The organism is Microcoleus sp. PH2017_05_CCC_O_A (assembly GCF_020738785.1).
Lineage (GTDB): Bacteria > Cyanobacteriota > Cyanobacteriia > Cyanobacteriales > Microcoleaceae > Microcoleus.
In genome coordinates, this window is the sequence record NZ_JAEQCB010000113.1 from 25,809 (window position 1) to 36,402 (window position 10,594).

Annotated in this window: 7 protein-coding genes, 26 tRNA genes and 1 other annotated feature; of the genes, 31 read left to right on the top strand and 2 right to left on the bottom strand. The window is 44.7% G+C overall.

Annotation, left to right across the window (positions count from 1 at the left end):
• Window positions 1-106 precede the first annotated feature (106 nt).
• A complete protein-coding gene (locus tag JGK20_RS23450) occupies window positions 107-808 on the bottom strand; it encodes a glutathione S-transferase family protein (RefSeq protein WP_366039379.1) in 702 nt (233 codons plus the stop codon).
• A gap of 318 nt (window positions 809-1,126) precedes the next feature.
• On the opposite strand from JGK20_RS23450, the gene JGK20_RS23455 reads away from it, so the two are divergent.
• The 29 genes from JGK20_RS23455 (at window position 1,127) to JGK20_RS23595 (ending at window position 7,940) form a co-directional block, all read left to right on the top strand.
• Window positions 1,127-1,199 (top strand) — tRNA-Asp (locus JGK20_RS23455).
• Between the two features lie 357 nt (window positions 1,200-1,556).
• Window positions 1,557-1,766: a hypothetical protein gene (locus tag JGK20_RS23460; protein WP_293232354.1), complete on the top strand. Its 210-nt coding sequence runs from the start codon at window positions 1,557-1,559 to the stop codon at window positions 1,764-1,766.
• A 212-nt stretch (window positions 1,767-1,978) separates the two neighbouring features.
• Window positions 1,979-2,053: transfer RNA gene (locus JGK20_RS23465), tRNA-Trp, on the top strand.
• 21 nt (window positions 2,054-2,074) lie between these two features.
• A tRNA-Glu gene (locus tag JGK20_RS23470) sits at window positions 2,075-2,149 on the top strand.
• Between the two features lie 5 nt (window positions 2,150-2,154).
• Window positions 2,155-2,229: transfer RNA gene (locus JGK20_RS23475), tRNA-Lys, on the top strand.
• Window positions 2,230-2,242: 13 nt separating this feature from the next.
• Window positions 2,243-2,324, top strand: a tRNA-Tyr gene (locus JGK20_RS23480).
• 113 nt (window positions 2,325-2,437) lie between these two features.
• Window positions 2,438-2,512: transfer RNA gene (locus tag JGK20_RS23485), tRNA-Arg, on the top strand.
• Between the two features lie 8 nt (window positions 2,513-2,520).
• Window positions 2,521-2,607: transfer RNA gene (locus JGK20_RS23490), tRNA-Ser, on the top strand.
• A 4-nt stretch (window positions 2,608-2,611) separates the two neighbouring features.
• Window positions 2,612-2,684: transfer RNA gene (locus tag JGK20_RS23495), tRNA-Phe, on the top strand.
• Between the two features lie 6 nt (window positions 2,685-2,690).
• Window positions 2,691-2,765: transfer RNA gene (locus JGK20_RS23500), tRNA-Asn, on the top strand.
• A 10-nt stretch (window positions 2,766-2,775) separates the two neighbouring features.
• Window positions 2,776-2,849: transfer RNA gene (locus tag JGK20_RS23505), tRNA-Gln, on the top strand.
• 8 nt (window positions 2,850-2,857) lie between these two features.
• Window positions 2,858-2,931 (top strand) — tRNA-Gln (locus tag JGK20_RS23510).
• Between the two features lie 29 nt (window positions 2,932-2,960).
• Window positions 2,961-3,037 (top strand) — tRNA-Leu (locus JGK20_RS23515).
• A gap of 22 nt (window positions 3,038-3,059) precedes the next feature.
• Window positions 3,060-3,140: transfer RNA gene (locus JGK20_RS23520), tRNA-Leu, on the top strand.
• Between the two features lie 4 nt (window positions 3,141-3,144).
• A tRNA-Pro gene (locus tag JGK20_RS23525) sits at window positions 3,145-3,218 on the top strand.
• 4 nt (window positions 3,219-3,222) lie between these two features.
• A tRNA-Leu gene (locus JGK20_RS23530) sits at window positions 3,223-3,297 on the top strand.
• 28 nt (window positions 3,298-3,325) lie between these two features.
• Window positions 3,326-3,399, top strand: a tRNA-Leu gene (locus tag JGK20_RS23535).
• An 89-nt stretch (window positions 3,400-3,488) separates the two neighbouring features.
• Window positions 3,489-3,562 (top strand) — tRNA-Leu (locus tag JGK20_RS23540).
• 95 nt (window positions 3,563-3,657) lie between these two features.
• Window positions 3,658-3,729: transfer RNA gene (locus JGK20_RS23545), tRNA-Thr, on the top strand.
• A 93-nt stretch (window positions 3,730-3,822) separates the two neighbouring features.
• Window positions 3,823-4,665: a TIGR02452 family protein gene (locus tag JGK20_RS23550; RefSeq protein WP_293192626.1), complete on the top strand. Its 843-nt coding sequence runs from the start codon at window positions 3,823-3,825 to the stop codon at window positions 4,663-4,665.
• A 57-nt stretch (window positions 4,666-4,722) separates the two neighbouring features.
• A tRNA-Gly gene (locus tag JGK20_RS23555) sits at window positions 4,723-4,793 on the top strand.
• A 104-nt stretch (window positions 4,794-4,897) separates the two neighbouring features.
• A tRNA-Gly gene (locus JGK20_RS23560) sits at window positions 4,898-4,969 on the top strand.
• 62 nt (window positions 4,970-5,031) lie between these two features.
• Window positions 5,032-5,104: transfer RNA gene (locus JGK20_RS23565), tRNA-Arg, on the top strand.
• A 310-nt stretch (window positions 5,105-5,414) separates the two neighbouring features.
• Window positions 5,415-5,470: a sequence feature (23S ribosomal RNA rRNA prediction is too short), on the top strand.
• Window positions 5,471-5,602: 132 nt separating this feature from the next.
• Complete coding sequence (locus JGK20_RS23570) at window positions 5,603-6,889, top strand: RNA ligase family protein (RefSeq protein ID WP_293192628.1); 1,287 nt, start codon at window positions 5,603-5,605, stop codon at window positions 6,887-6,889.
• A gap of 250 nt (window positions 6,890-7,139) precedes the next feature.
• A tRNA-Arg gene (locus JGK20_RS23575) sits at window positions 7,140-7,213 on the top strand.
• Window positions 7,214-7,219: 6 nt separating this feature from the next.
• Window positions 7,220-7,296, top strand: a tRNA-Ala gene (locus JGK20_RS23580).
• 5 nt (window positions 7,297-7,301) lie between these two features.
• Window positions 7,302-7,378 (top strand) — tRNA-Ala (locus JGK20_RS23585).
• A 4-nt stretch (window positions 7,379-7,382) separates the two neighbouring features.
• Window positions 7,383-7,455: transfer RNA gene (locus JGK20_RS23590), tRNA-Ala, on the top strand.
• 399 nt (window positions 7,456-7,854) lie between these two features.
• Window positions 7,855-7,940, top strand: a tRNA-Ser gene (locus JGK20_RS23595).
• A gap of 551 nt (window positions 7,941-8,491) precedes the next feature.
• On the opposite strand, the gene JGK20_RS23600 is transcribed toward JGK20_RS23595, so the two are convergent.
• On the bottom strand, window positions 8,492-8,722 hold the full coding sequence (locus JGK20_RS23600; RefSeq protein WP_293232356.1) for a hypothetical protein: 231 nt from the start codon (window positions 8,720-8,722) through the stop codon (window positions 8,492-8,494).
• Between the two features lie 412 nt (window positions 8,723-9,134).
• Between JGK20_RS23600 and JGK20_RS23605 the strand changes: the two genes are divergently transcribed.
• Entirely contained in the window at window positions 9,135-9,707 is a 573-nt protein-coding gene (locus JGK20_RS23605; protein ID WP_293232358.1) for a dihydrofolate reductase family protein, read from the top strand.
• Window positions 9,708-9,790: 83 nt separating this feature from the next.
• Entirely contained in the window at window positions 9,791-10,288 is a 498-nt protein-coding gene (locus JGK20_RS34645) for a 3'-5' exonuclease (protein WP_366039382.1), read from the top strand.
• Window positions 10,289-10,594 lie beyond the last annotated feature (306 nt).

Consider the following 10,594-nt stretch of genomic DNA (forward strand, 5'->3'; position numbering starts at 1 on the left):
CCCTGTATATCTTTAAAGCCTTGCCGCCAGTAAATAGGGGGCGATGGGAAGCGGGCGATTGAAATCGCGCCTAGACAGACGAAACCTGCGGAGGCGGGTTGAAGATTTAAAGCCTTGCCGCCAGTAAATCCCGAATAATTGGGATTTTCGCCGCAATTTGCGCTTGAGGTACCTCCGTTTGCAGCCAACTCTCGCGCCCTGCAAGTCTCGCAACCCACTGCTGCAACTTCGGATACTCATCAAAAGATATGTCAAACATCCCCACAGAAGGAACCGCAGTCCCCGCCACGACTTCCGCCAAAGAAAACTGTTCGCCAGCAAAAAAAGTGCGCCGATCGGCCAACAAGCCCTCAAAAAACCTCAGCACGGTTAATATCTGTTGCTTTGACTGTGCCAACTTTTCCTCACTGTCTCCCGGCACACCCAGCATTTGCCTGGTTAAGGGAAACATTGCCGGCAACAGTTCATTTAAAGTCAGCATGGACACCATCCGCACAATTCCCAAGGCTTTCGCCTCTGTCGGTAGCAGTGGGGGCGTCGGATATTTGGCATCTATATAATCGAGAATTGCCAGCGACTCCACCAAAGTCAAATCTCCATCCACCAACGCCGGTATGCGGTGAAACGGGTTAATTGCCAGAAAATCCGGTGCAAATTGGTCGCCGTCGAGGTTAAGTGCGATCGGCTCAAACGCAACTTGTTTCTCCAGAAGTGCCACCCACACGCGACGAGAATTCAGAGAAATCGGATTGTAGTACAGTTTCAGCATCGGATTTTTCTCGAACGACACCACCAGTTTAGCAGCCAAATGTCTTGATTTTACGTAGTTTGGCAGAGTGGGAGTGTTCGGAAAGGGCGATCGACACCCATGTCAAAAAAAAGATTTCAAAAAAAGTTGTATTACCCCCTTGACAGTTCTGTAGTACATAATGTAGTATAAGTATATAGCAACCGGGAAAGAGCTTCAAAGCTTTAACTCACAAGCAATACGAACCTTGAAAACTGAATAGGAAATTAACAATGTCACATACTTTTGGACATTTGGCGGTGTAGACTCCGGCAACCATAACCCCTAGGTTGTAGTACGCGGAATCAACCGCCACCCCGTCCAAACACAAACCTTTGTGGGGCTGTAGCTCAATTGGGAGAGCGTCGCTCTGTCACAGCGAAGGTAGCGGGATCAAAACCCGTCAGCCCCGTCAAGCAATTTTGGATTTTAGATTTTGGATTTTGGATTTGAGCTGTAGGGTGCGTCGCCATCAAAAATCCTAAATAATATCGACAATCTCATAGCGACGCACCTTATTTGAGATATTGAGATTTTAGATTTGAAATTTTGATTTAAAATTTTAAATTTTAAATCGACTCAAATCTCAAGTAATAATTCTTCAATCTAAAATCTAAAATCCAAAATCCCCTAACCTCTGTTCCCAATTGTAATTAAAAATTACATAAATTCCATGAAATTTAATTATTTAGGGTACGCACTGTAAAGTCGGTCATTCTACAAAACAGAGGAAGTAAAGCCTAATAGACATTGACGGAGGTTAGAAGTTATGAAGACCAAAACTACCGTTCTTTCAAAGTTCATGCCAAACGATGTATCAAATAATAGTGCCAGCTTGGAAGATCAGTTGACTGCGTTCGTTCAAAAAACCCTTTCTGACAGCTATTCTCAAGACGTTGATGCTACTTTGCAACAACTTGATGCAGCATGGGAAGCTCAGAAAATGGTTTGGCAACTGCGAGATGAAGCCCAAGTTTAATCGGCGAATGTCCAGAAGCTGACTTGTTTTGAAAAACGAGAAATTAAAAGATTAAACCAACACTCTTTTAATTGCAGTTTTTAACTTTGAAAGTAACAAAGCAACACAGTGCTCGACGCACAGGTAGTTAGAAACCGGGTTTTTTACGAAAATTCTTCACCCGAGCCCAGAGATTAGGTAAAAAGCCCGGTTTCTTTGAACTTATATCGCAAGCAGGGATGGTGTAACTGGCAACACTCTGGTCTCCAAAACCAGCATTCTGAGTTCAAATCTCAGTTCCTGTGCCAATTTTTTAATATCAAATTTTTAGTGCTGTAGGCAAATGGTTTAAGCCGCTTGGTTTTCACCCAAGTGATTTGCGGGTTCAACTCCCGTCAGCACTGTGTGTGGGTCGTTGGCAGAATGGTTTTGCAGCCGCCTTTTAAGCGGATGGATCGAGGTTCAATTCCTCGGCGACCTACCAAATTTTCAACCTTGGGTCGGTTCTCATATTGGTATGAGTAGCTGTCTGTAAAACAGTAGCTTAAAGCATTGCTGGTTCGATTCCAGCCCGACCCATGCGATTTTAGATTTTGGATTTTAGATTTTGGATTTTTAGATTCAAGATTTAAGATTTGAGATTTGAGATTGTAAATTATTTGTAATTGCATTTAATATGCAATTGCAATTATGAGAATGTGTTGTAATCGGACAACAACTCAGTTTGCGCGGCTGAAGATTTGGGGGTTCAAATCCCTCCGTTCTCGCTCATTGAGGAGAGGTGGCCGAGAGGCTTATGGCGCTTTCCTGCTAAGAAAGAGCGGCTTAACAACCGTCGAGGGTTCAAATCCCTCTCTCTCCGTTTTCCCCCGATAGCTCAGTTGGTAGAGTGCTTGTGTGAAGAACAAGAGGCCGTCAGTTCGATACTGACTTGGGGGATTGCGTTGCCTCATAGCTCAACGGTAGAGCTGCACGCTGTTAACGTGATGGTTGTAGGTTCGAGTCCTACTGAGGCAGCCATTTTTCAAATTGCCGGGTGGACAAATTGGTAAAGTCGGATGCCTCTGAAGCATCAGTTTGTAGCTTCAAAGCCTACCCCGGCATTCAATTATTGGGAAGTCGCCTAATCGGTATGGCACCGCTCTTTGAAAGCGGACAAATGTAGGTTCAAGCCCTACCTTCCCAGTTCTGCTATTACCAAAGCAGATTAATTATACTCCTGTAGCCCAATTGGAAGAGGCGGCAATTTCAAAAATTGTCAAGTGTGAGTTCAAATCTCACTAGGAGTACCAAATTTTCCTTAAGTTTATACTTGCTCTTGTGGCGGAATTGGCAGACGCGGCAGACTTAAAATCTGTTCTATTTTGATTGTGAGTTCGAGTCTCACCTGGAGCATGAACGGGATGTGGCGCAACTTGGTAGCGCGGCGGCTTTGGGAGCCGAAGGTTGCAGGTTCAAATCCTGCTATCCCGACTTTACCCCTGTGATGTAATTGGAAAACATCATCGAATCAGAATCGGTGTTTTTGCAGGTTCAAATCCTGTCAGGGGTACTTGGTTAATAGCCAATTTCTACTATTTGCTCTCGTGGCGAAACGGCAGACGCGCTAGTTCGAGAAGCTAGTTTTTTACAGGTTCAAATCCTGTCGGGAGCATGAATTTTTAATATATATAAGATAAAATTACAGTGGTTAACTATCAACTATCAACTATCAACTGTCAACTGTCAACTGTCAACTATTTTGCCCTTGTAGCCCAATTGGAAGAGGTGCCTCGCTTAGAACGAGGAGGTTGCTGGTTCGAGGCCAGCCAGGGGTATTTGGTGATATCGCGGGTGAAGTAGCCTGGGTAGGCTTGGAGGTCTCATAAGCCTCTTCATAGCAGGTTCAACTCCTGTCCCCGCCACCAAAATTGCAGGTGTGATGTAATTGGCAACATGAGGCTCTTGTAAAGCTTTTATGCGAGTTCAACTCTCGCCACTTGCTTGTCCTAAAGCTCAGAAGGAGTCTATCTAATTGTGCTAACTTTTCAATAGAAGTTACAGCCCAAATTTTTTGTAGCAAATCTCAGTAAAAAGTATGAAAAGAATTGCGATCGCCCAAAACACGCTAAAAATTCTCGAAGATGGTTGCTACTTGTCCCCGGAAGGGAAGCAGGTTAAGATCGATCGCCAATTAGCCTCCTGTATTGCTGGGACGGCATACTACGAACCCGAAGCCCTGTCAGCGATTCAGGAAAACGTTCTCTCAGGTACTCCCCAATTCTCGAACACGGAATTTATGGTGAGGAATGAGACAACGCTGGTGGGTGCAGAGCGTATAGGGCGATCGCACAAATTTGCAAAAATAGGAGTCCTAAATTTCGCTTCTGCCAAAAATCCGGGTGGTGGATTCATCAGAGGCGCTCAAGCGCAAGAAGAGAGCTTAGCACGCAGTTCTGCACTGTACAAAAGCCTCTTAAAATGTCCTAAATATTACGAGTATCATCGCTCTCATAAATCGCTGCTCTACTCCGATCGACTCATCTACTCTCCCGGCTGTTCAGTATTCCGAAAAGATGATGGAACTTTGCTTGAGGAACCTTATCTTGTTGATTTTATCACGAGTTGCGCTCCGAATGCTGGTGAGATTTCCCGAAAAGAGTCAGAAAGTACGGGAAAAATTCGCGAAACTCTGTACGGACGCGGTGCAAAATTGTTGGCTTTAGCTGTTAACAAAGGTTCCGATGCGTTAATTTTAGGAGCTTGGGGATGTGGTGTCTTCAGGAACGATCCATCTATGGTAGCTCAGATGTTTGCAGACTTTTTATTGCCAAACGGTCAATTTGCTGGCAGATTCAAAAGCGTACTATTTTCCGTCCTAGACTCTAGCGAAGAAGGAAGGATATTTGCAGAATTTGACAGTAGATTTTCCTCAAATTAATCGAGATTTTTCATAACGATGAGCAGTCTATAAAAGCAGTTTTACATTTTCGATCGCGCGGATATGGTGTAACGGTAGCATTCGAGTCTTCCAAACTCTAGGCACGAGTTCGAGCCTCGTTATCCGCTTGGCTGATTAAACAGTTGACAGTTGACAGTTGACAGTTGACAGTGAAGTTTTACAATTGTTGACAAGTGACTGTTACACGTAAACTAAAATATCAAATTTGTTTGCGGGTGTGATGTAAAGGTTAGCATTTGAGTATGCCATTCTCAGCGCATGGGTTCGAGTCCCATCATCCGCTTTTGGAGTCCTGTTTGCTACAAGCAAGAGCGGGGTAATATCCTGTCATGACTACCAATTTATGGGAGTGTAGCTCAATGGATAGAGCGCCGCGCTTCGGACGCGGATGTTGTGGGTTCGACTCCTACCACTCTCGTTGTTATTGCTTGATTTTAAGGAGGTTGATTCCATTGAATGATTAATTTTTTATATTGCAAAACTTACCTATTCGATCGAAGAAACCGGGTTTTTTATCTCATCTTTTGGTGAAGGCGGAAGATTTTCGGAAAAAACCCGGTTTATGACCATTGATGCGTAAGTCTTATGTTAAGAGCGATTCCCTACGGGATAGCTGCGCCGCGCGTACTTTGCGTGTCCCAATCTTTGGAGCCTACATACTTTAGTACGAGAGGAAAGGTAACGCTGTCAAAAACGGCGCGCGTTTGCGAACGGGGAGTGCAGTGAACCCGATAGGTAGGCTTAGAAGTAGCCATCCTTTAAAGAGTGTGTAATAACTCATCGGCGGAGTCCCTCTAGTAACTCAGAAAACGCAATGCTCTGATAACTCGCACGCAAATAGTGCGATCGGCGCAGCTATCCTTAGGGAATTGCACTATTTCACCTTTTAATAAAGTTATAACCAAAGGAGTTTCCCATGCCTGTAATTGCTATGGAAGTAAAAACCGCGCAAAATCATCCTAATGCTGATGCGCTATATCTCTATAATTTTGAAGCTCCAGGGCATGATTCAGTGCAAATTGTTGCCAACTCAGAAAACATTTATGATGTTGGCGATATCGTTGCGATAGCCTTAACTGATTCTGTGCTGAAAGACGGTACTATAATCAAACCGGCAAAGCTGCGAGGTGTTTATTCTTTTGGTATGGCTTTGGGCAAAGTTGATGAAGTAATTGGTATCGATTTGTCGGCAATTTACTGTCAACAAACAGCGGATCGATCGACCGTAATGCAAACATGGCCGAGCATCGAACTGCTGTACAATCTTCGCCGCAGTTTAGAATTGGTTGGGGAAGCTCCGAAGATAACTTATCGAGCTAAAATTAAACTCGACGGTACTAATGGTGGCATTCAAATCTTTACTGATGGTAAAGTTGCTGTCCAAAGTCGATCGCAAATAATCTCCCCAGAAAACGACAATCTCGGCTTTGCGAATTGGGTAAATCAAAATATCGATTACTTCTCTCGATTGGCGAGTACCGAACACGCAACTATTTTTGGGGAATGGTGCGGTAAAGGCATTCAGAAACGGACGGCTGTATCTGAGATCGATCGCAAAATCTTTGCAGTTTTTGCAGTGCAATTCGGCGGCATAGATGGAAAAGTTGCCAAACTGGAAATTTGCCCGGACAAAATCGCTGAGTTTTTGCCAAAACATCCCGATATTTTTGTCTTACCTTTTTATGGAGAACCGATTGTTTTGGATTTTGGCGATCGCACTCAACTAGAATCGGCTGTTAACACTCTCAATCAAGCGGTTGATACTGTAGAAAAACTAGATCCTTGGGCGAAAGAAACTTTCGGCCTCGAAGGGATTGGCGAAGGCTTGGTAATGTTTCCCGAAAGCGGCGAACTTGCGGAAAGGTTGTCTTATGCGGAACTGCTGTTCAAAGCCAAAGGCGAAAAACACCAAGCTATAAAAACAAAACAACCAGTTCAAATCGACCCAGAAGTTGCTCAAAGCATTGATGACTTTGTGAATCTGTTTGTAACCCCTGCTCGATTAGAACAAGGGGTGACAGAAGTTTGTTCTGGTCAGTTTGAGATGGACAAAATCGGAGCATTTTTAAAATGGTTTAACGCTGATGTACAGAAAGAAAGTGTTGCAGAACTAGAAGCTGCTGGCTTGACCTGGAAAGAGGTTAATAAAGCAGTGATGAATGCAGCCAAAAAATGGTATCAAGAAAAGTCGAAAGCTTTGTAGGTGTTGGATTTGCAATAAGTCCTGTAGGGGCGGGTTCGCCAACAATAACTGCCTACAAATAACAATCTTATAAACCCGCCCCCGCCCAACGACAAATCCCAATTAATTGAATGAACATGATGTTAATTAAAGATTGCCCATAAATCAAAGAAACCGGGTTTTTCATACAATCTGCGAACTATAGTGAAGTATTTTCGCAAAAAACCCGGTTTCTGGTCACCCGCGCGCCAGCCTTATTAACAAACAATACGGGAGTGTAACTCAACTGGATAGAGTGTCGAGCTTCTACCTCGAATGTTGTGGGTTCGAGTCCTACCACTCCTGCTGAATGGGTTCGTAGCTTAATTGGAAAAGCATCTAGCTGGCTGCTAGAAAGATATCGGTTCAAATCCGATCGCAATCCACCAACTTTGGGTCTGTAGCTTAATCGGAAAAGCGCTTAGTTCGCAACTAGGAAAATGTCGGTTCGAGTCCGACCAGTATCCACCAAAACGGGGTCATAGCTCAATTGGTAGAGCGCTTGCTTTGCACGCAAGAGGTTAGGAGTTCGATTCTCCTTGATTCCATGCGGTGTCTGAAGTCGAAGCGGTCGAGACGCTAGCCTGTGAATCCCTCAGTGCGAGCGTCCCGCTCGCGAGCAACACCATAACGTCCCGTCGGATACCCTTGGAAGATGCCGCTAAACGGTTGGCAACTGGCCTCGAAAACCAGGGTACAGGCAACTGTAAAGGTTCGATTCCTTCATCTTCCTTTTAATATCAAATCCGGTTTATTGTACCGATAATCCTAGGGATAAAGCAGTGCTGTGTCCTTACAAATACGGCGCGAGGCGACAGGGATTTGATCTCACCACCGGAATCCGAAAAGCGAGGAACTGTGCTGATAACGCAGAGGTAGAAGGGGCAGTACCTTCCCGGTGGATTTCCTATGTTTGAGCCATAGGAATCATGGATGTTTTGCATCATGGAAGATGCCGCTAAATGGTCAGCAACTTGTCTTGAAAACAAGGGTACAGGTAACACCTGTAAGGGTTCGATTCCTTCATCTTCCTTAATGAAATATTCGGGGACTTGGCAAATAGATTTGCTATCCTATAAGTAGGTAGACATATATATTACCTGTCCGAAAAGATAACGAAGTAATCCGAAAACCCTGCGATTGCTTCGTTCCTCGCAATGACATTGTTGCATTTATTTATGTCCACCTACTTAGCAATAGAAATTTTGGGGAGGTCGCCTAAATGGAATGGCACCGTAAAAACTAGGTAAAGCGGCTCTCAAAAGGACGATCGCGTTTGTTGAGTAGGGTAAAAAGTTGCTTCGCGACGTTCCCTGAAAACACAAACTGGCAGCGGGTTGCAGATGCACTGAAAGGAATTAACAGTCCGAGATGGGGGCAGTTCCCGTCTGCTTGCGGGCAGTAAGGAAGCGCGTTTCCTGAAAGTTGCTGTCGATCGATGCGGGTTCGAGTCCCGTCCTCTCCATTCTTGGTTCAAAACCGAGGAGTTTCAACCCGTGCCCTAACAGTTAAAGCATACATACCCGGCTGTTAACCGACTAAAACCAATGCTTTGCGGACTTGCACGGGTTGAATCTCAGAACCTCAGTTGCCGTTGAGGTTGACATCGCGATCGCAACTGCCGATCGGGCGCAGCCTAGTCATCAACTGTTTCAGCAAGAAGCCATTGCTGTTCCATGCCGTATAAGGACTGGCCCCTTGTCCTTTGAGGCACAAGGTTTGTCGGGCTTTGTTGTGGCAGATTGTTGCCAACAGGCTAATGACAGCGACTAAGCCGAGTTCATCGACAAGGGCTTCGAGTTCATTTTGGGTCACAAGTACACCTCCAGGGTTGACTATTTCCCTAAAGGATAGCATAATGGGGTAAGATTGGGTACTAAATGGGGTTAGTCAGTGGTATCTTTATCATCAATGAGCTTATATTCCTTGATAGTTGCCAGGAGCATCAGTTTAGACATGGATATTCCTGACTCGTCAGACAGCTTCTTCAGCTTTTGATGGATTCGGTTAGGCATTGTGACTTTTATGGTTTTGGAAGCTTCATCTTGTTCGGCCATTTTCAGCAGTCATATTTAGTTGACATCAGCTTATCTTCTTTCGGAGTATCGATCGCCCTTTCCTTCTATTGTCTCTAGAGATGCGGGCGATCGCGCACTTGAAAAGCACTACTGCTACCATGGTTTCAGCCTTGGTGATTCCCAAAACTTCTTAACAAACAATCTTAAACATGAGAAAACTCATATATTACGTGGCTTGCACCGTTGACGGGTTTATTGCTCGCAAAGATGGCTCCTTTGATTGTTTTCCGATGTCAGGAGAGCATTTCGCCGATTTGTTCGATCGCTTTCCCGAAACCATTCCGGCGCACCTTCACGAAGCACTAGGCATTCGCCCAGGTAACAAGCAATTTGATGCTGTTTTGATGGGACGCAAAACCTATGAAGTCGGGCTAAATGTGGGTTTGAGCAATCCTTATCCCAGCTTGAAGCAGTATGTCTTGTCTCGCAGTATGACAGCCAGCCCCGATGGGAATGTTGCACTGGTTTCGGAAAATGCTGTTGAATTGGTTCAGGAATTGAAGCAAGAAACGGGTAAAGACATCTGGCTGTGCGGTGGTGGTGAGTTAGCAGCAACGGTGGTTTCAGAGATTGACGAGATGATTGTCAAGTTGAATCCGGTAGTCATTGGGGCGGGAATTCCTGTGTTTGCAAGGGCGATCGCGCCGACGAATCTGGAATTGGTCGATCGAAAAATCTACAGTAACGGTTTCATGCTGCTGCACTATCGATTGCAAAAATGAGGTGTTTTGGCGATCGTATAAAATTATCTGCGTTAATCCGTGTTCATCTGCGGTTAAAAATAAAAAATATTTAGGTAAAATTTATGATGAATTTAAAACACTTCGACTATTATCTAGTGCTCGATTTGGAAGCAACCTGCTGCGACAAAGGATCGATCGCCCGAAATCAGATGGAAATTATCGAGATCGGCGCAGTGATGGTAGATTCCACAACCCTAACAATCGTTGATGAATTTCAAACCTTCGTCAAACCCGTGCGCCATCCCATTCTCACCGAATTCTGCACGGCGCTAACATCGATCGCCCAAACGGAAGTCGATCGGGCTCCAACTTACCCAGAAGCAAGCGCGATGCTGAAAAACTGGCTGTCTGGCTACCCAAACGGTGTATTTGGTTCCTGGGGAGACTACGATCGCAAACAATTGCAACTTTCATCAACTCCCTTTTCCCATTGCTTGTCCTCACATCAATCTCAAACAATTGTTTTCAGAAACCCAAGGCTTGCCAAAACGATACGGCATGGAAAAAGCCTTAGAACTTGCGGCTTTACCCCTAGAAGGAACCCATCACCGAGGCATTGACGATGCTAGAAACATCGCTAAATTGTTGCCCTATATTCTACGTCAAAAAAACCTTACTTGATTCTAGGTTCGTAGTGAGGACTTTAGTCCTTATTCTAGGTTCGTAGTGAGGACTTTAGTCCTTATTCTAGGTTCGTAGTATCGTACCGTCGGTGCGGGCGTCGTTTCCAAGATTCAGCGATAGCATTTTGCTGAATTGACAAGTAACAGAAAAGCCAATTGCCCGAATGGTAATTGGCTTTTCTGTTTGCTTGTTTGTAAAGGTGCTGTTGTAAGATAGTTAGTGGGGCGATCGCCAGTCAATAG